Here is a 22,927-nt window from a genome sequence, read left to right as displayed (position 1 = left end):
TCAGTGCTCGTGGCCGTGGCCCGTGGCGGCACCGGGCGGCGGGGCCTGCTCACCGATCCGGTCGCGAGCCTCGCTCACCAGGTCCGCGGTCGCGAGCCGGACCTTCTCCGCCCCGGTCTCCGCCGCCCGGACACTGCGCAGCCCCCACGTGGTGACCGAGACGGCCGCCGACCGGAAACCCTTCGATCGGGCGAACCGCTTCACCCCGTCGTACGCCGCCGCCCCGGCCAGACCGGTGACGACCAGCCCGACCGCCCTGCCGGCGATCTCGCTCTTCATGCCCACCTCCGCAGCTCCAGGCCGATGTCATGGCCCCTGCGCCGCCGGCCCGGCCGGACCGGCGGCGCCCTCGTCGAGCCGCGCAGCCTAGCCTCTCGGCTGGGCACCGCAAAGCTGTGAAGGGACCCTTCACGGACGCAGAGTCCGTGAAGGGTCCCTTCACAGCACCGCACAGCGCGCGGACGGCCACAATGGACCGCGGCCGGTCACTCCGTGCCGGGGTCGCGGAAGTCCTCCGGGCTCATCTCGTCGAGCAGGTCGCGGAACCGGCGGATCTGCTCCTCGTCCGGTTCACCGTCCGGCTCACTCGGCAGTTCGTCGCCCGCGGCCACGGTCACGTCGACCGCCGCCTCCTCCAGGACCGCTTCGGCGACCTCCAGCGGCGCCTCGGTGCGCAGCCCGATCGCGATCGCGTCGCTGGGCCGGGCGGAGACCCGCACCCCGTCGGCCAGCACCAGATCGGCGTGGAAGACGCTGTCGCGCAGCTGGGTGATCTCCACCCGCACGACCCGCTGGCCGAGCGCGCCGAGCACGTCGATGATCAGCTCGACCGTGCCCGGCCGCGCGGAGACCACGTGCTCCTGCGCCGCGGCCAGCTCCTGCGCCTCCGGCGCGCCGATCGTGATCGCCAGCCATCGGCGTGTGCCGCTCTCCTCGCGCAGCAGCACGACCGGCGCCACATCCTGCGCGACCACGGCCAGTCCCTGAACCCGCACCGCCACCATGGGGATCACCCTGCCTCCCGTGGAGTTCTCGAAGAAGGAATACCCAGCCGGGCCACGTTTCTCACCTGCCCGGACGGTATCGCGCGCGAATGTGGAACCGTTCACCCTGGGGGCCGAGAATGCTGAGGAATTCCACCGCGCGCTCGTCCGCGTTGCCGAACCAGTGCGGCAGATGCGTGTCGAACTCCGCGACCTCGCCCGCCGTCAGCACGAGGTCCTGGTCCCCGAGCATCACCCGCAGCCGCCCGCTGAGCACGTACAGCCAGTGGTAGCCCTCGTGCGAGCGCGGATCGGGCTCGCGCCGGGTCAGCCCGGCCGGAATGATGTGCTTGAACGCCTGCAGCCCGCCGGGGTTGCGGGTCAGCGGCACCACGGTCATCCCGTGCCGGGTGAACGGCCGCGGGTACACCCGGGGATCGCCCGTGGCCGGCGCGACGACCAGATCGTCGAGCGGCACCCGGTACGCCTTCGCCAGCGGGAGAAGAAGCTCCAGTCCCGGGCGACGCTGCCCGGATTCCAGCCGCGAAAGCGTGCTGACCGGGATGCCGGTGCTCGCCGAGAGCCCGGCCAGCGTGATCCCTGCGCGCCGCCGCAGCTCCCGCAGCCGCGGCCCCACCGCGCTGAGCACCTCGTCGAACTCGTCGGTCATGGCTCCACTGTGCGCCCGGGTTTGCGGTTCCGGCAAATCCGGTTGCCGTTTCGTCCGGGCGTGCGAAGACCGTGGACCCCCTCGCCGGCAACGAAAATCCCGGCTCGGCCGCCGTGGGAAACCCACCGGCTACAGCAGGCTTCCGGGACCCCGGCACCAGGGCACCCGGCCGGGGGAAGAGGTCCCCCGGACGAGCCCGATTGCGTTGTCGCACCCCCGAGGATCTGCGAGGATTCGGAACCGTCCCGAACTCTGGAGGGTTCCGATGGCAGCGAAACTCAACCCCTACGTCAGCTTCCGCGACAACGCCCGGGAGGCGCTGGAGTTCTACCATGAGGTGTTCGGCGGGGACCTCGCGCTCAACACGTTCGGCGAATTCGGCGCGTCGGCCGACGACGGCTACGCGGACAAGATCATGCACGGTTCACTCGACACCGACCAGGGTTTCACGCTGATGGCCGCGGACACCCCGCCGGGCATGGAACACCGGCCGGGCACGAACATCTCCATCAGCCTCAGCGGCGACGAGGCCGAGCTGCTGCGCGGCTACTGGGCGAAGCTCTCCGACGGCGGCGCCGTGGCCGTCCCGCTGGAGAAGCAGATGTGGGGCGACGAATTCGGCTCGTGCACCGACCGATTCGGCATCACCTGGATGGTGAACATCGGGCAGCCTGCGGGCTGAGCCGGAAGCCCGCTCAGAACCGGAACCGGTGCACGATCCGCGGGCGCAGCACGAGCCGGACCTGCTCGGTGGCGAGGATCCCGTCCAGGTCCGCGGCGCGCGCCGGATCGCCGAGGTCCCAGTAGCGCGCCGCGAGCCGGCGGGCCAGGTCGTGCGCTCCGCCGGGTTCCACCGTGGCGGGGCCCGCGATCGACACCCACTGTTCCCGCTCCCCCGCCGGCGCGGCCACGACGAGCGACGCGCGGGGGTCGCGCGCCAGCCGCCGGACCTTGCTCGAATCCGGGGCGGTGAACAGCTCGACCGTGCCCTCGTCCGTCACCTCGAACCACACCGGGCGGGGCTGCGGCGGGCGCGGCCCTGCTGCTGCCGAGAAGAAGCCGTGCAGCGGGCGGCGCAGGAATTCGATGTCCGGGGCGGTCAGGGCGGCGTCGGTAGGCATGAACCCAGTCAACCCGACCGTCCCGGACAATCCCATAGGTGAAACGCCGGATCACCCCCGGTATTCGTCCCGCCTCGGCACCGTGGACGCCTTCAGCGACTTGATCCGGCGAAGGCTGGATCCCGCCGGACGGCCGTGGCCCCTTCGCGCCCGCGAGACGGTCATCGCCGGGGGCACGGCGGAAGGCCGCACCACGCTCATCGTCGGCGCCTACCAACTGCGCGGGGAGATCCACGCCGTGGTGCGGCATTGCACCGCTCTGGCCGATGATCGACGGTTCGCCGGCGCTGCGTGAGTACGACGAAGCCATGCCGAAGCGCTGGCCGCCGCCTGTTGCCAGGCGATCGCGAAGTCCGTCTGCGACGCCTGTTCGGTGGCCCGGGAGGCGGACGAGCCCGAGGCCGCCGTGGACGAGGTGTTCGGGATGATCGAAGCAGCCTGGGCCTCGCTGTCCACTGAGGAGCTTCCACCGCGGATCACGCCGGAATTTCCCGGCAGCCGCCGAGGTTGAGGCAGCAGCGAAGAAAAGGGGCGGCGATGGAACTGGGCATCTACAGCTTCGGCGACCGGCCGCCGGACCCGCTGACCGGGGTGCAGGTGCCGGTCGCGCAGCGGCTGGCGGAGACCGTCGAGCGGATCCGGCTCGCGGACGAACTCGGCCTCGGTTTCTACGGCCTCGGCGAGCATCACCTCGCGGACTACGCCATCTCCAACCCGGCGACGGTGCTGGCCGCGGCGGCGAGCGTGACCGAGCGGATCACGCTCTCCAGCGCGGTCACCGTGCTCTCCACCGAGGATCCGGTCAGGGTGTATCAGCAGTTCACCACGCTCGACCAGCTCAGCCGCGGCCGGGCTGAACTGCTCGCGGGCCGGGGGTCGTTCACCGAGTCGTTCCCGCTCTTCGGCGCCGACCTCGCCGAGTACGACGAGCTGTTCGAGGAGAAGCTGGCGCTGCTGCTGCGCCTGGACCGTGAGGACCCCATCACCTGGTCCGGCCGTTTCCGCCCGCCGCTGGAGCAGGCGCACGTGTACCCGCGCCCGTACCGCGACCGGCTGCGCATCTCCGTGGGCACCGGCGGCAATCCGGAGTCCTCGATCCGCGCCGGGCTGCTCGGGCTGCCCGTGGTGTACGCCGTGATCGGTGGCGAGCCGGAGCGGTTCGCCCCGCTCGTGGACCTGTACCGGCAGGCCGGCGAGGCGGGCGGGCACACCGCGGACGAGCTGCCGGTGACCATGAGCGCGATCGGCCTGATCGCGGAGAAGTCCCAGGACGCCAAGGAGATCTTCTACCCGTACTGGCTGGAGACGATGAAGTACGGCGCCCGCGCCCGCGGCTGGGCGATCCCGTCACGAGCCGAGTACGACGCCTACACCCATCATGCCCGGGCGCTGTTCACCGGCAGCCCCGCCGAGGTCGCCGAGCGCCTGATCACCGTGGGCAGGCTGACCGGCGCGAGCCGCTACGCCCTGCAGATGGACTGGTCGGGCGTCCCGCACCCCGTGGTGCTGAAAGCGATCGAGCTGCTGGGCACGGAGGTGCTCCCGGCCGTCCGGAAAGAGTTCGGCTCGGCCCCCTGAAACGGGCTTCCACCGCGATTGGGACATGGCTGCGACACGACTCATGATCGTTCCTGACATGCCCGCCGAACCCTGTATTCCGAGGGAACATCCCCGGACAGGAGGAGTGCGTGATGAGCGAGCCGACCATACGGGACCTCGGCCATGTGTACCTGATCGGCATCGGCGGAGTCGGGATGTCGGGGCTGGCGGAGATCCTGCTCCGCCGCGGGGTGCCGGTGAGCGGCAGCGAGACCGGCGACCGCCCGGTCTGGCCAAGCTGGCCCGGCTCGGCGCGACGATCCACCGGCAGCACCAGCCGGGCAACCTGTGGAACGCCGACACGGTGGTGCGCTCCACCGCGATCCCCGACGACCACGTCGAACTCGTCGCGGCGCACGATCGCGGACTGCCGGTCCTGCACCGTTCCGAGGCACTGGCCAGGGTGCTGGCGGGCCGGCGCACCATCGCCGTCACGGGCACACACGGCAAGACCACCACGACCGCGATGATCACCGTCGCGTTGCGGGCCGGCGGGGCGGATCCGTCCTATGTGATCGGTGGTGACGTCCTCACGCTCGGCTCCGGCGGGCACGGCTCCGGTCCGCACTTCGTCGTCGAGGCGGACGAAAGCGACCGCTCGTTCGTCGCGTACAGCCCCGAGGTCGTTGTCATCACCAACATCGACTCCGATCATCTGAATACGTATGGCGATGTTGACGGTCTCGCGGAAGCGTTTCTCGACTTCTGCCGCCGTGTGCCGCCGACCGGTTTCGTGGTCACCAACGCCGACGACGAACCCTGCCGCCGGCTCGCCGCGACCCTGCGTGAGGAAGGCCGCACGGTCTTCACCTACGGCGAAGCCAACGACGCGGACCTGAAGGTGGTCGGGCTCACCACGGTCACCGACGGTATCCGCTACGACGCCGTACTCGACGGCGCCCTGATCGGTCCTGTCCGCGTCCCGGTCGTGGGAACCCATCTCGGGCTCAACTCCGCAGCCGCACTCCTGGTCACGCGCCATCTCGGCGTACCGGGTGGCGTACGTGGGCTTCAGCGTTTCCCCGGCGTACGAAGGCGTTTCGAGTTGCGCGGCGTCGCGAACGGCGTACGCGTGTACGACGACTACGCCGGCCATCACACGTCGATGGCCGCCTCGCTGCGAGCGATGCGTACGGTCGCCGAGGACCACCGGCTCATCGTGGTGTGCCAGCCCAACCGCGTGTGGCGCATGCGCCAGTTCCTCCACGAGACGGCCGGCTCCCTCGCCATCGCCGACGAAGCGGTGGTCCTGGAGATCTTCGCCCCGGGAGAGACGGTCACGCCCGACGTCGACGGCCGCGCCCTCACCGACGCGATCCCGCTTCCGCAGGACGCCAAGGCGTTCGCCGGCACGGCGTCCAACGCCATCACCGAAGTCGTCCGACGCGCGCGCCCGGGTGATGTGGTCGTCACCCTCGGCTCCCCGGAGATGGCCACGCTCGCCGGGCAGGCCGTCGAGGCCCTGGAGACCACGGCCGCCTGCGCCGGCTGAGACCACCCGCGGCGGCCGGTCAGTCGACGGCCAGGAAGCGGGTCAACAGGTCTTCGAGGGCCTCGGTCTCCTCGGCGCGGAACATCCCGAACAGCTCCCCGGCCGCCTTCCCGGCCAGCTCGCGGGCGGTGGCGAAGGCCTCCTCACCGGCCGGGGTCAGGGTCAGGTCCGCGACCCGCCGGTCGGTCGCCGAACGGGTGCGGGTCAGGTAGCCCAGCCGTTCGAGATCCTCCACGGTCCGCACCATGCCCGCCTTGTCGCTGCCGGTCTCCCGGATCAGATCGCGCTGGGTCGTCGCGCCGTCCCGGTCGATCAGCAGCAGCACCCCGAAATGCCGGCCGGTGAGGCCCAGCGGCCCGAGGGCCTCGTTCAGCGCCGCCGCCGCGCGCCGGTGCGCCTGGCGCAGCAGCAGGCCGAGCCGGATCGTCGGAGGTGGGGTGGTCACCGGCCCATCCTATGTTAGATTCATATGAATCCGATCCATATGAACCTAAAAGGGGGTCGCCGTGTCCACGACCGAAGCCGTCCGCGCCCCGGCGCCGCCGCGCTGGCCGCGCCTGGTGTTCCGGGCGACCACGCTGGTGAGCGCGGTCATGCTGTTCGACCAGGCGGTCTTCGCGGGCCAGTTCCTCTCCGGCGGCTACGACTCGCTGCAGGCACATCGGGAGAACGCGACCTACGCGGGGATCTCGGTACTCGTCTCCGCGGTGGCCGCGGTGCTGGTGCGCCGGCCCGGCCGCGGGCCGTGGTGGCCGATTCTCGGCAGCCTCGGCCTCTTCGGGCTGATCGCGCTGCAGATCGTGCTGGGTTTCGCGCGGCTGATCACGGTGCACGTGCCGGTCGGGGTGGCCACGATCCTGCTCGCCACGGCGATGGCGGTCGCGGCGTGGCGCCGATGACCGGGGTGAGCCGCCGGGTGTTCCTCGGCGCCGGGCTGGCCGCCGGCATCGGCCTCGGCGTGGGAATCCCGTTCGCGCTCGGTGCCCGCGGGTCGACCAGTACCGGCGCGGTGCTGCCCAGCCTGCTTCCGCCGGTTCCCGCGTTCGCGGTGCCGCTGCCGATCCCGCCGGTGCTGAGCCCGGTCCGGCGCGACGCGCACGCCGACTACTACGAGATCACCCAGGCTCCCGCACAGGTCTGCCTGCTGCCCGGCCTGCGCACCGGAATCTGGGGCTACAACGGGATCTTCCCCGGCCCGACCCTGGTCTCCCGCCGCGGCCGGCCGGCCGTCGTCACGCACACGAACCGGCTGCCCGTGCCGACCGTGGTGCACCTGCACGGCGGCCGGACCCCGCACACCGACGACGGGTACCCGGTGGACTTCCTGTACCCGGACGGCCCGATGCCCGGGATGCCCGGGATGGGGATGCCCGGCGGCACCCGGATGGTCCGCCGCGCCTACACCTATCCGATGGACCAGCGCGCAGCGACGCTGTGGTACCACGACCACCGGATGGATTTCACCGGGCCGAGCGTCTGGCGCGGGCTGGCCGGGTTCCACCTGGTGCGCGACGAGGAGGAGGACGCGCTCGGCCTGCCGTCCGGCCCGCGGGAACTGCCGCTGATGATCACCGACCGCAGCTTCGACGCGGACGGTTCACTGCGGTATCCCAGCCGTGAACCGGCGCTGAGGGAGCCGGGCGTCACCGACGCCTACATGGCGGGCGTACTCGGCGACGTCATGCTCGTCAACGGGGCACCCTGGCCGGTCGCCACCGTCGAAGGCGCGCAGTACCGGCTGCGGATCCTCAACGCGTGCAACGCCCGCCGCCTGGACCTCCGGCTGGATCCGGGCGCCCCGTTGACCCAGATCGGCACCGACGGTGGCCTGCTCGCCGCTCCCCTGCAGCACAACCATTTCGAACTCGCCCCGGCCCAGCGCCTGGACGTGGTCGTGGACTTCTCGGCCTACCGGCCGGGCACGATCGTCACCCTGGTCAACGACTTCGGCGAGGGCCGCATGGGCGAGATCCTGCGCTTCGCCGTGGGCGAGCGCGCACCGGACCGGTTCCGCCTGCCCGGCCGGCTGGGCACCGTCGAACCGCTCGGCCCGCCGTCCGTGACACGGACGATGCATTTCGCGTCCGCGGGCACGGACGGCTGGCGGATCAACGGCGCCCCGTTCGGCGTGGACACGGTGGCCGCGAGCCCGACGTTCGGCAGCACCGAGGTGTGGCGGCTGGTGTCGGACTTCCACCATCCCGTGCACCTGCACCTCAACCCGTTCCAGGTGCTCTCGCGCGGACTCGCCGGCCCCGGCCCGTTCGACGCGGGCTGGAAGGACACGATCGACCTGCGACCGGCCGAAGATGCGGCGATCGCGGTCCGGTTCGACGGGTACCGCGGCAAGTACGTGTTCCACTGCCACAACCTCGAACACGAGGACATGGCCATGATGGGGAACTTCGTGGTGACCTGAACGCCCCGGGTTCGCGAGCGTGCCGTCAGTCCACTTCGGACAGATGAGATCAGGCCTTGGCACCTCCGAGAATCCGCTGCAGTGCCGCACCGTCCGGTGCGCCGAGCCCGGTGCACGCGTCCCAGCCCGCGGCCGCCGAATACGCACCGTTGTTGCCCTGGGTGATATCGCGGAAGCCCGGCTGGGCCTTGCCCGCCGCCGCGGCGGCGTAGAGCTTGTTGTGCACCAGGCCGAAACCATGACCGGTGTGCTGCGCGATGCGGCTGAGCAACGCCGCCCACAACGGTGCCACCGCGCTCGTGCCGCCGACCACGGCGTGCTGCCCGTCCACGAGGATCCGGTACCCGGTGGCCGGATCGGCGTCGCCGGCCACGTCCGGCACGCCGCGGCCCGGCTTGCCCGCACCGGCCCGGACGGGCACCCCGGCCGTCTTCTGGAAGTCCGGCACCGGGAACGCGTCGCTGACGCCGCCGCCGGTCGAGCCGCCGCCGGAGGTGTTCCAGACTTTCTCCGCGGTGATCGTGGCCGGCGGTGTTCCTTCGAGCCGGGTGCCGCCGCAGGCCAGCGCGTGCGGACTCGACGCCGGGAAGTCCACGTGCTGCGCGCCGTCCTTCTGGCCGTCGGCACTGCCGTTGTCGCCGGAGGCCGTGCACACCGTCACCCCGAGCGCGGCCGCGTCGGCGAAGGCCTGGTCCATCGCCGTCCGGGCCTGCGCCGTCCACTGGTCCTCGGACTGGCCCCAGCTGATGCTGACCGCGACGGGTGTGGGGCTGGCGTGCACCGCGGTGCTGACCGCGTCGAGGAAACCCTGGTCGGTGTTCGGTGCGAAGTAGACGATCTGGGCCGCGCCAGGGGCGAGCGCGCCGATCACCTCGATGTCGAGGGCCACCTCACCGTCCGCGGAATTCGGGTCGCCCGCCGGTGCGTTGTGCGCGCCGTCCACCCCCGCCGCGGTCACTTTCGGTTCGGGGATCTTCAATTCGGCGAAGTAGTTCTTCAGGTCCTGGGGCCGGTATCCCCCGCCGAGTTCGATCACCGCGACGGTCTTGCCCCGGCCGTCGGTCCCGGCCGGGAAGCCGTACAGCGAACCGACTTCGTCCGGGCGGTACCCCTGCCCGGCGGCTTCGGTGTGCACCCGGAACTGCGCCCGCGCCTGCGGCCGTTCGTCCAGGCCCAGCACCGCGACCACGAAATCGCCGATTTCCGCGGGCACGTGGAGTCCCCCGCTGCGTGCCGCGAACTCCGCGGATCCGGCACCGCGGACCCGATTGAGCTCCGTGCCGAAAACGGCGGCCATCACCCGGGCCGGGCCGCGGACCGCCACCCGCCGGGACCCGGCGTGCGCCTCGGTCACCGTGAGCCCGGCGTCGGTGAGCACGGTCCGGACCTGCTCGAGTTCTTCGGGCGCGGCGCCGAACCGCTCGGCGAGATCGCCGGGACTCAGTGGTGCGGCCAGATCGGCCACCGAGAGCTCCGCACGCCGCCGGAGCACCACGGTCGCGGTGATCGTGGCGTCCGGATCGACCGGGCCGAGAACCTCGACCCCGGACAGCTCGGAACGAAGACTGCCTGACAAGGATACGTGCTGTACTCGGTTCATGACGGTGAGGTACCCCCACCCGCAGGAAGCCACACCGTCCGGACGGGGGATCACCTGTCCGGCGGTACCCGTGTTTCTGCCCGAAGCGCCGCTGGACAGCGCCATGATCCGGATCACAGACTTTTTCCATGCGAAGAATGGCCATCCTGGGCGCGGCCGTGGCGATCGGTCTCGGCGTCCTCACCACGGCGAGCACCGCGCAAGTACCGCAGACCCCGGACGGCTGGACCGGCACCTGGTCCGCGTCCCCGGGCACCGGCGTCGCCGACACGCCCGGCGGATATCCGGACTATTCGATCCGCAATGTCGTGCACACCAGTGCCGGCGGCGCGAAGGCGAGAGTGCGGCTGTCCAACAGATTCGGCACGGCCCCGCTGATTTTCGGGCATGTGACCGTCGCGGTCGCCGCGGCACCCGGCAGCCCGCGTGCCGCCTCGGGCACCGTGCGCTCCCTTACCTTCGGCGGGCAGCGCAGCGTCGTCGTGCCCGCGGGTGCCGACGTGCTGAGCGACCCGGCGGCGGTGCGGGTGCCCGCGGACGCGGATCTGCTCGTGACCACCTTCGTGCCGGCGAAATCCGGGCCGGTGACCTATCACGCGGCGGCCGAGCAGACTTCGTTCTTCACCCGCGACGGCGACTTCACCGCGGAGGAATCCGGCGCGTCGTTCACCGAGAAGACCGGCGCCTGGCACTACGTCACCGAAGTCGACGTGCAGGGCGCCGCGGCCGGCGCGGTGGTCACCCTCGGCGACTCGATCACCGACGGCACCGGCTCCACCCCGGGCACCGACCACCGCTGGCCGGACCTGCTCAGCGACCGGCTGCACGGGCGCTACGGCGTGCTCAACGCGGGCATCGGCGGCAACCGGATGCTGCTCGACGTGCCCGGTTCGCCGTACGGCCCCAACGCACTCGCCCGCTTCGACCACGACGTGCTCGCCGCCACCGGGGTGCGCACGCTGATCATCCTCGAAGGCATCAACGACATCCAGCAGCAACCGAACCAGACCGATCCGCAGCTGCTGATCTCCGCGCAGCGGCAGCTCATCGCCCGGGCCAAGGCGCACGGAATCCGCGTGCTGGGCGCCACCCTCGTGCCGTTCAAGGGCTGGGCTGCCTACAACGAGACCCTGGAGAACACCCGGGAGACGCTGAACCGGTTCATCCGCACCGGCGGCGCCTACGACGGGGTCATCGACTTCGACGCGGCGATCCGGAACCCGGCCGACCCGCACGCCATGCTCCCGGCCTACGACGCCGGCGACCACCTGCACCCGAACGACGCGGGCTACCGCAGGATGGCGGACTCGGTCAACCTCGGCCTGCTGTAGCCGCGACGAGCGGGCGGCGTGGGAACGCCAGCACCGCCAGCAGGCTGAGCACGCTCACGCCGACCATGTAGAGCGCCACCGACATCGACGTGCCGGTGGCGTTCTGCAGCGCGGTCGCGATCAACGGCGCGAACCCGCCACCCAGCACCGCACCCACGGCGTACGCGAACGAGGAACCGCTGTAGCGGAAGCGCGGCTCGAACAGCTCCGCGAACAACGCCGCCTGCGGTCCGTAGGTCGCGCCGAGACCGACGTTCAGCACGGCCACCGCGACGATCAGGAGCCACGGCTGCCGCGTGTCCACCAGCAGGAAGAACGGGATGGACCAGACCACCAGGAGCACGGATCCGGCCAGGTACACGGGTTTCCGCCCAGCCGTGTCGGACCAGATCGCGGCGCCGACGATGCTCGCCAGCCACACCACGCTGCCCGTGATCACCACCACGAGCATCGTCGCGCTGGACAGCTTCAGGACCGAAGTGCCGTAGGAGAGCAGATAGGCGAAGAAGACGTAGCCCAGCGCGGTGTTCGCGATGAAGCTCACCGCGGCGATCAGGACCTGCCAGGGCCGCGCGCGCAGGACTTCCACGATCGGCAGCTTGCTGCGCCTGCCGTCGGTGCGCAGCTGCGCGAACACCGGGCTTTCCTCCACACGCAGCCGGATCACCAGGCCGACCGCGACGAGCACCAGGCTGAGCAGGAACGGCACCCGCCAGCCCCAGGAGCGGAACGCCTCCGGCGTGAGCGAGCTGTTCAGCGCGAAGAACACCAGCTGCGCCAAAATCAGCCCGGCGGGCACGCCGATCTGCGAGAACGAACCGTACCGTCCACGGCGCCCCTCCGGCGCGTGCTCGACCGCCATCAGCGCCGCCCCACCCCATTCCCCGCCCGCGGAAATCCCTTGCAGCACACGGAGAACGACCAGCAGCACCGGCGCCACGACCCCGGCCTCGGCATAGGTCGGCAGCACCCCGACACCCGCGGTCGCGACGCCCATCAGCAGCAGCGAGGCGACCAGCATCGCCTTGCGCCCCACCCGGTCGCCGAAATGCCCCCAGACGATTCCGCCGAGCGGCCGCGCCACGAATCCCACCCCGAGCGTGGCGAACGCGGCGAGCGTGCCGGAAGCCGCGGACAGTTTCGGGAAGAACGCGTGGTTGAACACCAGCGCGGTGGCCGTGCTGTAGGCGAAGTAGTCGTACCATTCGATCGTGGTGCCGATCGCGCTGGCCAGCGCCACCCGCCGGATCCGGCCCCTGGTGTCCCCATCCTGATCGAGCACGTCCTGCCTTTCCCCGCCGTGAAAACCAGCGGCCAGGATGGCACGGCGGTCCAGTGCGGTCGAGGGGCCGGAAGGCTGGAAATCGGCGCCGCCGTCCGGGCCGGGCTCGGGAGAGCTGGCGCAACGCCCACCGCCGGCGAGCAAGGTCACACCCGGGCGACCGATCGTCCACCCCTTGCTCCCGCGTCACCGGCCTGGCGCGCGCACCTCCGCCGGGCGGCGGTCCGGCCGGAGCCCGCGCCAGGCCGTGTGGCGGAGCCTGCCGTCCCCCGGGGTCAGCCTGCGGTAGACGACTTCACCGACCGTTTCCGGGGACAGCCAGCGCGCCCCGCGCGCCCGCTCACGCGGGACTTCGTCGGCGAACGGGCTCGCGCGCCGTTCCAGCGGGGTCAGCTGTTCCTGCAGCGCGTGCAGCGCGGCGTCGGTGAAGCCGGTGCCGACGTCGCCGAGGTAGCGCAGCTCGCCCGTCTCCCGGTCGTACCCGCCCAGCAGCAACGCCCCGATGGTGCCCTCGCGGCGGCCACGACCGGGACGCCAGCCGCCGACGATCACCTCCGTGGTCTGGACCAGTGGATGCTTGAGCCACTCCGGGCTGCGCCGCCCCGGGTGATACCTCGACGCGCGGGTCTTGACCACCAGCCCTTCCAGCAGCATCTTGCGGGCCACTTCGAGCAGGCCGGCCGGGGTCAGGTCCTGGGCGGCGAGTTCGGCGTGGGTGTAGGACGGGGTGATCGCGACCAGCCGCGGATCCGGCGGTTCGAGCCCGGCCAGCACTTCGCGGCGTTCGTCGTAACTCGCCTCCAGCAGGCTCTCCCGGCCGAGACTCAGCGCGTCGAAGACGAAGTAGGCGATCGTGCGCCCGCCGGGTCCGGGCTGCTGCAGCAACCCGAAATCCGGCCGCCCGTGCTCGTCGAGCGCGACGATCTCGCCGTCCAGCACCGCCGCACGGCCGCCGAGCGCCGTGCCGAACGCGCCGGCCAGCTCCGGGAACCGGGGCGTGAAATCGTTATTGTTGCGGCTGGTCAGCATCGTCTCGCCGGACGGCGCGATCCGCAGCACCGCACGGTAACCGTCCCATTTGAACTCGTACGCGCAGGCGGGGTCGTCCCGGAGCACGCCACCGTCCGGGGTCGCCAGCATCGGCTCGATCGCGGCCGGCATCCCGGGCCGTGCGTCGTCGGGCATCGGCCACCTCCGTGCTCCACGGTAGGGCGCGCGGGCGGGTTTCGCTCCGGATGACTGTCGACGGCAGGGCGGCTCCGGTCCGCGGCAGGCGGCGCGGGCCGGTTCCGGTCCGGATGCTCGAACACGCGCCGGCCGCGGCCTAGGATGTCCGGGTGCCGAGCACGGATTTCGAACGGATCATCGCCGCCCTGCGCGACGTCGAGCGCGGCCGCGGCCGCGACTACACGTCGTTCAGCGTGCGCGGCAAGCGGTTCGGCTACCACTGGCCGCGCACCGACACCGTCGGGTTGAAACAGACGATCAGCGAGCAGCAGGCACTCGTCGCGGAACGGCCGGACGTGTTCGAGGAACAGTTCACCTCGGGCGGGTTCGGCTGGGTGGTGGTGCACCTGCCCGGCCTGCCCGCGGACGAACTCGCCGAGCTGGTCTACGAGGCCTGGCGGCTCTCGGCCCCGGAGGACCTGGCTGCGGAGGTTCCGCTTCCCCGGCTGTGACCCCGGGTCGGCGGTCGCTTGGGTGACCGGGCCGGCGGGGTCCGGTTCGGCTGCGTCCGGTTCCGGCCAGGCAGAGTCCGCGACCCGCCGCAGCCCGGTCCATCCCAGTCCTACCGCCGCAGCACCGTCAGCCGAAATCCGCCATCCGCCCAAGCGAGGTCCGCCGCAACGGTCCCCGGCACCCTCGGTCAGGGCTGGACCGCCATCAACCGGACGCTGATCGACCGCGGCTCGCCACCCGCCGGAGCCCGAGAGCCCGGCCCGCCCGTCCGAGCCCGGCAGACCTGCGCGCACCTCTCCACGAACCCAGCCCACCGGCACCCGGCTCACCACACCAACCATCCACAAAGGACAGCCGACTCCTACCCCTCAACCGTCACCAGGGGTTGTTGTCCTGCTCCTCCGGATCGACCCCGCCCCGACGCGGTGCCGGGCCGTCGGCAGGCGGCGGAGACGCCGGGGGCGGGCTCGCCGCCCCACCCGCGGGCGCCGGAGGGGGTGGAGGTGGCGGCGCGGGCTCCGGATCGGGCTCTTCCGCATCGCCGGGCGGATCCTGCGGGTCGGGGAAGCGGTCGCGCAGCGAGTCGAGCAGGACAGCGCGGGTCTCCTGGTCCTCGTCGCCAAGGCGTTCGCTCATCACCTCGGCGACCTGCTCGCTGATGCCCGCCTGGGCCTTGCGCATCGTGGTGAGCACCATCCGGGACAGCTCCTCGGGCGGGATGGTGCGGGTGCGGGAGCCGAACACCAGCTCGCGAACGACCCCGTCCGCGCCGACGGTGACCCGCACGGTGCCGTCCGGGCTGGACGCGGTCAGGCGCAGCCGCTCGGTCTCCTGCTGCGCGGCGGCGTACCGCTGCGCCTTGCGCGCGAACCCCGCCGACCATTCGTCCATCCGCCGGATCGCCTCGTCGGGGTCGCTCATCGCCTCGCCGAGGCCGCCGCCCGCACCGGTCATACTCGTCGTACTCCCTCGAAATACCGGTCCCCGCCTCGGAGACCACCTCACCGTCCTCGCGCACCGGAGCACCGTGCTGTGAAGGGTCCCTTCACGGACTTGGAGTCCGTGAAGGGACCCTTCACAGCGTTCCGGGCGTCGAGAGCACCTTGCGCAGTGGCTGCGCCTGCCCGTCGTCACCGTCCTGATAGGACTTCGCCGCGGCACGCACGTTGTCCGCGGTCGACTGCACGCCCTCGGCGGCCGCATCGATGGCCTCCTTGGCCTTCTCGCCAGCCGGGTTGATGATCGGCGGGAGAAAGGCGCACAGCAGCCCGTACGCGTCATCGGACATCGCGTAGTTCGCCGCCTGCTGGGCCGTGTGCAGGCGATCGACCAGCGCCTCGACGTGGCTCGCGTGCGCCGTCAGCTCGTCGGCCTGGACCTCGAACCCGCCCTGTCCTGCCATCGCCACCTCACTTCCAGTCGGTGTTCTTCCAGTCGCCGATCACCGGCGGCGCGACGACCTCGTCCGCGGAGAAGAACGACGGATCGTCCGATTCGACGTAGTCGGCGATCTTGTGTTCCTTGTCCTCCGGGCCCTTGCCGCCCTTGTTGCCGCCGCCCATGCCGTTCATGCCCGGGCTGCCGGGCGTGCCCTTCGCCCCGGCACCCGCCGCACCACCACGGCCGGGCACCGGCTCCTCGGGCACACCGGCCCCGGTGCCGGGACCACCACTGAGCGAGCCGCCACGGCCACCGGCGGCACCGCCGAGACCGCCGCCGCCGAGCCTGCTGCCGATGCTCTCGCCGTTGATCCCGCCGCCCCGGCCGATGGTCGGGACCTTGCCACTCCCCGAACCACCGCCGGGACCGCTACCAGGACCACTGCCGCCAAGCGGCTCGCCGTCGGGCAGCTTCAACGGCGGGATCCGCGGGCCGGGACCGCCCGGCCGTCCGCTGGGACCGCCGGGCGGCAGCGAGATCGGCGGCAGGCCGCCGGGGTTGCCGAGCGGGCTGCCGACCGGTCCGCCGGACGGCGGGGACAGCGGCGGCAGCCGCCCCGGGTTGCCGCCGAGCGGCTCGCCCCCAGGCGGGGACAAGGGCGGCGGGACGAACGAGGGATGAGTGGTGGACGACGGTTTCGTCGTGTCGCCGGGGGGTAGCGAGATCGGCGGCAGGCTGCCGGGATTGCCACCGTGCGGAGTACCGCCGGGCGGGACGAACGGCGGCGGAGAGAACGGAGCACCACCCGGGCCGCCACCGCCGGGACTGCCGGGGCTGCCGGCCGGTGGCGCGGGCGGCGGCTGGAAGCTGGGGCGCACCCCGTCCCCCGGACCACCCGTGGGCGGCCGCCCGTCGTCGCCCCTCGGAGCGGGACCGCCCGGGTCGCCGGGACCGCCGACCGGGGTGCCCTCCTCCGGGGACAGCTGCCGGGGGTCGCGCCGGTCCGGGACAGAGGACCGCCCACGCATGTCGGGGTCGATCAGGTCCCCGGCGACGGTGCGGCCACGCGCGGTGGGGCTGGGCATGAGCCGGTCCGCCCGCAGCGCGGTGGCGAGCTTCGGCGGCGCCGCGAACCGGGGCGTGGCCACCGCCGAGCCGATCGTCTGGTCGTAGCGAGTCATGATCTGGGCCGCCTGCTCGCGCGCGGCCTGCTGTTCGGTGTAGGTCCGCGACGCCTGGACGGCCTGCCGGGCGTACTCCACCGGATCGGTGATCCCCTGCAGGCGCGCGTTCGCCGACCGCACCGAGAACTCCACCGGCGGGTTGGCCCCCATGGCCTGCTGGGTCTGGTCCAGCGCCTGCGAGTGGATCTCCTGCTGCCGTCCGGACAGCGTCGCGCCCTGCGCGGTGGTGCCGAGCCACTTGCCGACGTTCGCCATGTGCTCGCGAACCGCGTCGCCGCCTTCGCCCTTCCAGTCGGCCGCGCTCGCGGTGATCGCCTCGGCGAGGGAGCGCTGGTGCTCGGTCAGCTCGCCGCCGGCCCGCACCCACTCTTCCGCCGATTCGGCGACCGAGGGGGCATTCGCGTCCTCGCTGATCGCCCGGACCATCTGCTCGTGCGACGCGTTCTCCCACCGGGTCCGCGGTGGTGCGCCCGGAGTGCGCATGTCCAGCCCGTCCCGCAGGCCCTGCCCCGATTCGCCGATCTGGCGCAGGTACAGCTCCTGCGCGTACTGCTCGCGCAGCTTCGGGGGCAGGTTCATCCCGATGGCGCCGAACAGGATCGCCTGCAGGTCGGCGTTCTGGTTGGCCTCGTCGCGGATCTCGCCGCCGGAGTGCATCTCGTCGGACCGCAGCGGACCCACGTAGTACTTCGACGACGGGTCGGCGGTCAGCTCGTAGTACGGGCTGTGCGGGTCGTAGTGCGGCGAGGACGGATCGGACACGTCCGCAGCGGAGTTCGTCTTGTCGGTGATGGCCACGGGAAATCCCTCCTCAGTGCGGTCCGGGGTCACCCGGCAGGTGCCGGAAGGACTCGGTCGCGGTGTGCTCCCGCTCGCGGTAGGTCTTCTTCGCCAGCTCGATCGCCTCGATGTAGGACGGGAACTCGTCCCGCGCCGCTCGCAGCTGGGTGAGCAGGCCCTGCGAGTCGCTGGCGGTGGCGACCATGTGCCCGGCGACCCACCGGCCCGCCGCGGACTGCGACATCATCGGCAGCTCGCCCACCTTCTGCAGCGCGTCCCAGCGGGCCTGCAGCGAGTCGATCACGCCCTGCAGCGCGGAGATCATCTTGTCCCCGGTGCCCTCGTCCACCGCGAAGGAACCGCTCTTCGCCAGCTCCGTCATCCGCTTGCCGGACAGCACCGGGGCCCATCCGGCCGACGCCGGCTCGGCCGGCTGCGCCGCCGAAGCCCACTGGGCCGCCGATGACTCCACGTTCACCGGGGACGGGCTCACCTCCGCCGATCGCGGCGGCATCTCCTCGGTCATCGGACTTTCCCTCCTCGTCGGCCCGCTCTGCCCGGCACGGTCGGTCACCGTCCGGCAGTCGGCGCGGTCAGTAAACGGCGGAGACGGCGTGACGCACGGCACGGGCGAGGTCCGATCGCCCGGCGGGCAGGTAGTCCGCGCTCAGGTCCCCGGACTCCCCTTCGGTGGTCTTGACCAGATAGCGGCCGTCGGCGGTGTCCAGCCAGCTCAGCGGGCTCGCCGCGCGCCGCTCCCCGCGCCGCCCCCAGCCGGTGACGATCACGTGGCCGCCACCGAGCCGGGGCTCGGCGAGCACCCGCTCCAGCACCTCGGCCCCGCCCCGCGACGGCCGGGCCGAGCGCGGCTCGGGCCGGCCGGGCTGCACCCGCCCGCTCACCTCGATGGTGCCGAAGGCGTCGGTCTCCTCCTCGTCCTCGGCGGCTTCCGCGCGCCGCCGGGCGGTCATCGCGGAGACCACGCGGGGCGCCTCCTGGTGCACGGTGTGCGCCCCGGTGGTGGCCGCGCGGGCCGGTGGCAGCACCCCGGTGACGACCTCGACGAGGTCCTCGTCGTCGAAGAGCGAGAAGAGCAGGTCGTCGGTCCGCGGCTCCTGGGTGATGCCGACCGCCTGCCTGCCGTCGGTGAGCGCGAGCACCGCGATGTCCGCGCCGAGCCCGTCCACCCCGGTGACCGCCACCGAGACCCGCGGCTTCGCCAGCAGCCCGAAGGCCTTTTCCACGCTGGGATGCAGTTCGCCCTGCACGGTCAGCCGGCGTTCCTCCAGCCCCCGGTAGACCTGGGCCGCCACGCGCACGTAGCGCACCGGGTCCGCGGGCACCGTGCCGATACGCAATGGGTATTGGCGGATGTCGCCCCCGGCTGCCTGCGCGATCACCAGGGATTCGACCACGTCGAGCACGAACTCGAACCTGTCCGCCATAGCCGAAAGTTCCTTCCCCCAACCCGGTTCCGCGCCCCGCGGCCGCAGCCGCGCCAGCCCGCGCGGCACATCCCGTCATGATCGACATTAGCAGTCCGGCAGCTGTCGCACTGCCGAACTCCTCCGCCTGCCCGAAAGTTCGCCACGGACGGCCGGGCCGGGCAGACGCGCTCAGCCCACCCGGGCCTGATACACCCGCAGGTTCAGCCGGACCAGTTCCAGCAGCGGCACCGCGACGTCCAGCCGATGCGCGCGCTCCACCAGATCGCCGATGATCTGCTCCCCTTCGATCGGGTACCCCGCGGTGAGATCGCGATACAGCGAGGTGGCGCGCGCGGCCCCGGGTTCGGTCGTGTCCGCGCGGATCCGGTCGAGCCGGGCAAGCGGCACCGGGTGCCCGGCAGCCGCCGCCACCGCCGCGCATTCGGCCACCACGGCAGTGGCGAAACCGATTCCGCCGGGCTGATCGGCGACTTCGCCGATCGTCCCGCGCATCAGCGTGGTCACTGCGCTCATCGAGGCGATGAAGACCCATTTCGCCCACATCTGCCCGAGAATGTCCGGAGAGAGCACGGTGTCGAAGCCCGCGCCGGACAGCACCTCGTGCACCGCGCCGAGACGCTCCGGGTCAGCGCCCGGATCGCGCGCCGTAGGTGAGCGACTGGAGATCGGCCAGCCGCCGGATGTCCCCGTCGGCTTCGAGCGTGGTCATCACGAACGCCACCCCGCCGAGCACCCGGTCCTCGCCGAACCGCGCGCTCAGCGCGGCGAGGTGGCGCATCCCGTTGAGCACCGGCAGCACCAGTGTCCGCGGGCCGACCGCGGACACCAGGTCCTCGGGCACCTCGTCGAGCCCGGCCGCCTTGACGGTGCACAGCACCACGTCGTACGGCTGGTCGAGACGCCCGGCCTGCACGAGTTTCGGGGTGAGCACGCTCTGCTCGCCCAGCCCGGTGATCCGCAGGCCCCGTTCGGCCAGCACCCGCGCCCGGCCCGGAAGGTCACGTCCCGGCCTGCCTGCTGCACCCTGCCGCCGAAGAATCCGCCGGTCGCCCCGGCCCCTGCCACCAGAATCCGTGTTCCGCTCACCACTCCGCCGACGGTAGGCCGCCGGGATTCACCAGGCAAGCCGGACCGTCCACAGTGGAGCGTGCCGCCGGACTGCCGCGAAACGTACGTTACCGGACAAGGAGACCCGGACCGTGGCGGGATTCGTCGGCCACCTGGCGGTATCTGTACCGCCATCCGGACCGGCGGCGACCAGTGCGCGCCGGACCGTCCTCAGTGGACGCCGCGATCGGCACCACCGGGCGGTCACGTCCGGTAGGCCTGCCAGCCCAGCACGATCGCGAGCGTCAGCCCGCCGAGGCCGATCGCGATCCGCAGCGGGGTCGCGGGCAGGTACCGCACCACCACCGAGCCCAGCCACGATCCACCGGCCGAGCCGAGGCACAGCGCGATCGCGGCCGGCCAGCACACGTCGCCGGTGACGGCGAAAACCGCCGCGGCGACGAGGTTCGCGCAGCCGGTGGCGATGTTCTTCGCCGCGTTCGTGCGGGCCAGCGACTGGTCCCACACCGTCATCAGCAGCGCGAGCATGAGCACGCCCGCCGCGGCGCCGAAGTAGCCGCCATAGACCCCGGCCAGGAACGCCGCGATCCCGGTGCCCGGCCCGATCCCCCGGTGCGCCCGGTGCTCGGCCAACCGCCGCAGCCGCGGACCGGCCATCAGCACCAGCGAAGCACCGCCGATCAGCCACGGCACCACCGCCGTGAACGAATCCGCCGGGCCGGCCAGCAGCAGGACTCCCCCGCAGGCACCCCCGGCGGTGGTGATCACGCACAACGGCAGCAGCCGGCGCCACTGCCCGGACAGCTCCGGCCGCGCCCCGGTGGCCGCACCGGCCGTGGTGCCCAGCATCGCCACGGTGTTGGTCATGTTCGCCACCACCGGCGGCAGCCCCGCGGCGAGCAGCGCCGGATAGGACACCAGCGAAGCGAGCCCGGCCGTCGCCCCCACCAGTCCCGCTCCGAGCCCTGCGAGTACCAGCAGAGCGAACTCCCCCACGTCCACGGTCACCCCGGACAGCAGGGCACAAGAGCGCGGAGGTATAGGGCGTTATACAGCACGCTCAGCCCGCCAGCCCCGCCGCATCAAGGCCGCCCGGCAAGTTGAGACTGTGCCCGGTGTGCTCGACCTTCGCCCGCAGGTAGCGCATGTTCGTCTCGGTCGCGAAGACGCCGGTGCGGACACGCTCGCGAACCTGCAGCCCGTACGCTTCGAGCTGGGCGACCTTGTCCGGGTTGTTGGTCAGCAGATCGAGCCGTCGCACGCCGAGGGCATCGAGCATCTGCGCGGCGGGGGTGTAGTCGCGCGCGTCTTCGGGCAGCCCGAGGGCATGGTTGGCGGCGTAGGTGTCGAGGCCGCCGTCTTGCAGGGCGTACGCGTCGAGTTTGCGGTACAGCCCGATTCCCCGGCCTTCCTGCCGCAGGTACACGACGTAACCGCCGGTCCCGGCCATCCGGCCGACCGCCTCGCGCAGCTGGGGTCCGCAATCGCAGCGCGCCGAGCCGAAGACGTCGCCGGTCAGGCATTCCGAATGCAGCCGGACCAACGGCACCGGGCCCGGATCGCCGAGTACGAATACGAGGTGCTCCAGCCCGTCCGGCAAGCCGGTGAAGGTGATCGCCTCGGCCTCGGCGCCCGTGCCGTCCTCGAACCGCAGCGGAATCCGTACCCGGGTCCGCACCGCTGCCCGGCCTGTGTTCATCGATCACTCCCTGTACCCCTTGATGATCCGACCCTACCCGCGGCCCCGGCCGGACTGAGGCTCCCTATTCGCTTGACCGCTGCACGAAAATCGTGTCGTCGCTCACAAAAGGACCGCCGCCCCGCCACCCCGAAGGACGCTCCACAATGGACTCATACCCTGCTTGGATCGATCGCAATCTCGCCGAGCACGCCGGTTACCTGCACGCGGCGCTGCCCGGCGCCCGGGTGCACCGCACCGGCGACCTGGTGATAGCCGACAGCGGCATCGCCGACGACACCTTCAACATCGTCGCCGCGGCCGACTTCACCCCGGACCGGGCGGAGCAGCGGATCACGGAGACGATCACCGCGCTGCGCGCCACCGGACGCCCGTTCTCCTGGTGGATCGGCCCCGCCGCACGACCGGACGATCTCGCCGAGCGGCTGGCCGCCCGTGGGCTGACGCCGACCGAAACCGCGACCGCGATGTGGGCCGCGCCGTCCGGTCCGCCCGGCCCGGCACCGGACCTGGTGATCACCCCGGTCACGACCGCCGCACAGGTCCGGGAGTTCGCCGCGATCCAGGCGGCTAACGGGACTCCGCCTTCGCCAGGAGTGGCTGCGTTCTACCGATACGCCGCCGCCCGGCTGCTCGCCCCCGGCTGTCCCGGCCGCCTGCTGCTCGGCCACCGGGACGGAATCCCGGTCTGCGCGGCGGAAATCCTGCTGCACGAAGGAACCGCCGGGCTGTACAACGTGTCCACGCTCGCTGCCCACCGCCGCCGCGGCTTCGGCAGCGCGATCACCCTGGCCGCGATGCAGACCGCCCGCGATGCGGGTGCCGACCTGATCACGCTGCAGGCCTCCGCGGACGGGGAACCGGTCTACCGGCGGCTCGGCTTCCGACCGTGCGGGCAGTATACGGAGTTCGCGATCCTTCCTTGACCGAAGTCGCCGACCGTCCACAATGTCCAGAGGAGAACAGGTCCTGGTCTCCACCCAGGTGGGCAGTACGCGGAGTTCGCGATCGCCCCAGAGCCGGAACGACCGACCGTCCACAGTGTCCAGAAGGGAACGCGCCCCAGTCTCCCCAGGTTGGCGGCATCCACTTCGCCACCGCCGGCTCCCGCCCGGAAATCGTTGCCAGCAAAGCGAGATCCGGCGGCACCAAGACGCCAGCGGACACCAGAGCGGGCAGCAGCCGCTCCAC

The 22,927-nt window shown here is 72.0% G+C and carries 27 protein-coding genes and 1 pseudogene; 11 read left to right on the top strand and 17 right to left on the bottom strand.

The window, feature by feature from the left end; genetic code table 11:
* The 3 genes from D5S19_RS08540 to D5S19_RS08530 form a co-directional block, all read right to left on the bottom strand.
* Positions 1–279 carry a DUF1490 family protein gene (locus tag D5S19_RS08540; protein WP_233573776.1) on the bottom strand — a complete coding sequence of 93 codons (279 nt, stop codon included), beginning with the start codon at positions 277–279 and terminating at the stop codon, positions 1–3.
* Positions 280–485: 206 nt separating this feature from the next.
* Positions 486–1,004, bottom strand: a complete 519-nt coding sequence (locus tag D5S19_RS08535; protein WP_120022773.1) for a bifunctional nuclease family protein — start codon at positions 1,002–1,004, stop codon at positions 486–488.
* A 61-nt stretch (positions 1,005–1,065) separates the two neighbouring features.
* Positions 1,066–1,653, bottom strand: a complete 588-nt coding sequence (locus D5S19_RS08530) for a helix-turn-helix domain-containing protein (RefSeq protein ID WP_120022772.1) — start codon at positions 1,651–1,653, stop codon at positions 1,066–1,068.
* A 265-nt stretch (positions 1,654–1,918) separates the two neighbouring features.
* Here D5S19_RS08530 and D5S19_RS08525 point away from each other — a divergent pair, with 265 nt between their 5' ends.
* The gene (locus tag D5S19_RS08525) at positions 1,919–2,335 is read left to right on the top strand and encodes a VOC family protein (RefSeq protein ID WP_120022771.1); all 417 of its coding nucleotides are present in this window, start codon (positions 1,919–1,921) and stop codon (positions 2,333–2,335) included.
* Positions 2,336–2,348: 13 nt separating this feature from the next.
* On the opposite strand, the gene D5S19_RS08520 is transcribed toward D5S19_RS08525, so the two are convergent.
* Positions 2,349–2,774: a pyridoxamine 5'-phosphate oxidase family protein gene (locus tag D5S19_RS08520; RefSeq protein WP_120022855.1), complete on the bottom strand. Its 426-nt coding sequence runs from the start codon at positions 2,772–2,774 to the stop codon at positions 2,349–2,351.
* Positions 2,775–2,856: 82 nt separating this feature from the next.
* On the opposite strand from D5S19_RS08520, the gene D5S19_RS08515 reads away from it, so the two are divergent.
* The 5 genes and pseudogenes from D5S19_RS08515 (at position 2,857) to D5S19_RS08500 (ending at position 5,865) form a co-directional block, all read left to right on the top strand.
* The gene (locus D5S19_RS08515; protein WP_120022770.1) at positions 2,857–3,069 is read left to right on the top strand and encodes a hypothetical protein; all 213 of its coding nucleotides are present in this window, start codon (positions 2,857–2,859) and stop codon (positions 3,067–3,069) included.
* 78 nt (positions 3,070–3,147) lie between these two features.
* Positions 3,148–3,285, top strand: coding sequence for a hypothetical protein (locus D5S19_RS32390; protein WP_199730402.1), 138 nt, complete (start codon positions 3,148–3,150; stop codon positions 3,283–3,285).
* A gap of 26 nt (positions 3,286–3,311) precedes the next feature.
* Entirely contained in the window at positions 3,312–4,352 is a 1,041-nt protein-coding gene (locus D5S19_RS08505) for an LLM class flavin-dependent oxidoreductase (RefSeq protein ID WP_120022769.1), read from the top strand.
* 113 nt (positions 4,353–4,465) lie between these two features.
* Positions 4,466–4,579: pseudogene (locus D5S19_RS34080) on the top strand (Mur ligase domain-containing protein); the annotation flags it as partial.
* A 23-nt stretch (positions 4,580–4,602) separates the two neighbouring features.
* Complete coding sequence (locus tag D5S19_RS08500; protein WP_407641733.1) at positions 4,603–5,865, top strand: UDP-N-acetylmuramate--L-alanine ligase; 1,263 nt, start codon at positions 4,603–4,605, stop codon at positions 5,863–5,865.
* 19 nt (positions 5,866–5,884) lie between these two features.
* Here D5S19_RS08500 and D5S19_RS08495 read toward each other — a convergent pair whose 3' ends face one another.
* Positions 5,885–6,310 (bottom strand): MarR family winged helix-turn-helix transcriptional regulator, encoded by a 426-nt coding sequence (locus tag D5S19_RS08495; protein ID WP_120022768.1) that lies wholly within the window; start codon positions 6,308–6,310, stop codon positions 5,885–5,887.
* Between the two features lie 61 nt (positions 6,311–6,371).
* Here D5S19_RS08495 and D5S19_RS08490 point away from each other — a divergent pair, with 61 nt between their 5' ends.
* Both D5S19_RS08490 and D5S19_RS08485 read left to right on the top strand, forming a co-directional pair.
* Entirely contained in the window at positions 6,372–6,764 is a 393-nt protein-coding gene (locus tag D5S19_RS08490; protein ID WP_120022767.1) for a hypothetical protein, read from the top strand.
* Positions 6,761–8,284, top strand: coding sequence for a multicopper oxidase family protein (locus tag D5S19_RS08485; RefSeq protein ID WP_120022854.1), 1,524 nt, complete (start codon positions 6,761–6,763; stop codon positions 8,282–8,284). Before D5S19_RS08490 ends, D5S19_RS08485 begins: the two co-directional genes overlap by 4 nt.
* A 49-nt stretch (positions 8,285–8,333) precedes the next feature.
* Here the strand turns inward: D5S19_RS08485 and D5S19_RS08480 are convergent, their stop codons facing one another.
* Positions 8,334–9,860 (bottom strand): S53 family peptidase, encoded by a 1,527-nt coding sequence (locus D5S19_RS08480; protein ID WP_233573775.1) that lies wholly within the window; start codon positions 9,858–9,860, stop codon positions 8,334–8,336.
* Between the two features lie 152 nt (positions 9,861–10,012).
* Here D5S19_RS08480 and D5S19_RS08475 point away from each other — a divergent pair, with 152 nt between their 5' ends.
* Positions 10,013–11,215 carry an SGNH/GDSL hydrolase family protein gene (locus D5S19_RS08475; RefSeq protein WP_120022766.1) on the top strand — a complete coding sequence of 401 codons (1,203 nt, stop codon included), beginning with the start codon at positions 10,013–10,015 and terminating at the stop codon, positions 11,213–11,215.
* Here the strand turns inward: D5S19_RS08475 and D5S19_RS08470 are convergent.
* Together D5S19_RS08470 and ligD are read right to left on the bottom strand one after the other, a co-directional pair.
* Entirely contained in the window at positions 11,196–12,497 is a 1,302-nt protein-coding gene (locus D5S19_RS08470; protein ID WP_199730407.1) for an MFS transporter, read from the bottom strand. The genes D5S19_RS08475 and D5S19_RS08470 overlap by 20 nt on opposite strands.
* A 186-nt stretch (positions 12,498–12,683) precedes the next feature.
* Positions 12,684–13,682, bottom strand: a complete 999-nt coding sequence (gene ligD / locus D5S19_RS08465) for a non-homologous end-joining DNA ligase (protein ID WP_120022765.1) — start codon at positions 13,680–13,682, stop codon at positions 12,684–12,686.
* A gap of 152 nt (positions 13,683–13,834) precedes the next feature.
* Here ligD and D5S19_RS08460 point away from each other — a divergent pair, with 152 nt between their 5' ends.
* The gene (locus tag D5S19_RS08460; protein ID WP_120022764.1) at positions 13,835–14,176 is read left to right on the top strand and encodes an MmcQ/YjbR family DNA-binding protein; all 342 of its coding nucleotides are present in this window, start codon (positions 13,835–13,837) and stop codon (positions 14,174–14,176) included.
* A gap of 376 nt (positions 14,177–14,552) precedes the next feature.
* Here the strand turns inward: D5S19_RS08460 and D5S19_RS08455 are convergent, their stop codons facing one another.
* From D5S19_RS08455 to D5S19_RS08420, 9 genes are all read right to left on the bottom strand, one after another.
* Positions 14,553–15,131, bottom strand: a complete 579-nt coding sequence (locus D5S19_RS08455) for a YbaB/EbfC family nucleoid-associated protein (RefSeq protein WP_120022763.1) — start codon at positions 15,129–15,131, stop codon at positions 14,553–14,555.
* Between the two features lie 121 nt (positions 15,132–15,252).
* A complete protein-coding gene (locus D5S19_RS08450) occupies positions 15,253–15,579 on the bottom strand; it encodes a type VII secretion target (RefSeq protein ID WP_120022851.1) in 327 nt (108 codons plus the stop codon).
* Positions 15,580–15,586: 7 nt separating this feature from the next.
* Positions 15,587–17,539, bottom strand: coding sequence for a hypothetical protein (locus D5S19_RS08445; RefSeq protein WP_233573774.1), 1,953 nt, complete (start codon positions 17,537–17,539; stop codon positions 15,587–15,589).
* A gap of 13 nt (positions 17,540–17,552) precedes the next feature.
* Positions 17,553–18,047, bottom strand: a complete 495-nt coding sequence (locus tag D5S19_RS08440; RefSeq protein WP_233573773.1) for a hypothetical protein — start codon at positions 18,045–18,047, stop codon at positions 17,553–17,555.
* A 67-nt stretch (positions 18,048–18,114) separates the two neighbouring features.
* Positions 18,115–18,966, bottom strand: a complete 852-nt coding sequence (locus D5S19_RS08435; RefSeq protein ID WP_120022762.1) for an ESX secretion-associated protein EspG — start codon at positions 18,964–18,966, stop codon at positions 18,115–18,117.
* 171 nt (positions 18,967–19,137) lie between these two features.
* A complete protein-coding gene (locus D5S19_RS32385) occupies positions 19,138–19,575 on the bottom strand; it encodes a ketopantoate reductase C-terminal domain-containing protein (RefSeq protein ID WP_199730400.1) in 438 nt (145 codons plus the stop codon).
* Between the two features lie 19 nt (positions 19,576–19,594).
* Positions 19,595–19,948 (bottom strand): ketopantoate reductase family protein, encoded by a 354-nt coding sequence (locus tag D5S19_RS32380; RefSeq protein WP_199730399.1) that lies wholly within the window; start codon positions 19,946–19,948, stop codon positions 19,595–19,597.
* 332 nt (positions 19,949–20,280) lie between these two features.
* Positions 20,281–21,045 (bottom strand): sulfite exporter TauE/SafE family protein, encoded by a 765-nt coding sequence (locus D5S19_RS08425; RefSeq protein ID WP_120022761.1) that lies wholly within the window; start codon positions 21,043–21,045, stop codon positions 20,281–20,283.
* Positions 21,046–21,097: 52 nt separating this feature from the next.
* On the bottom strand, positions 21,098–21,736 hold the full coding sequence (locus D5S19_RS08420) for a GTP cyclohydrolase II (protein ID WP_120022760.1): 639 nt from the start codon (positions 21,734–21,736) through the stop codon (positions 21,098–21,100).
* A 146-nt stretch (positions 21,737–21,882) separates the two neighbouring features.
* Here D5S19_RS08420 and D5S19_RS08415 point away from each other — a divergent pair, with 146 nt between their 5' ends.
* Complete coding sequence (locus D5S19_RS08415) at positions 21,883–22,662, top strand: GNAT family N-acetyltransferase (RefSeq protein ID WP_199730398.1); 780 nt, start codon at positions 21,883–21,885, stop codon at positions 22,660–22,662.
* Positions 22,663–22,927: the final 265 nt, after the last annotated feature.

Origin of the sequence: Amycolatopsis panacis, assembly GCF_003600245.1 — a bacterium.
Classification (GTDB): domain Bacteria; phylum Actinomycetota; class Actinomycetes; order Mycobacteriales; family Pseudonocardiaceae; genus Amycolatopsis; species Amycolatopsis sulphurea.
This window is presented reverse-complemented; position numbering and strand designations above follow the sequence as displayed.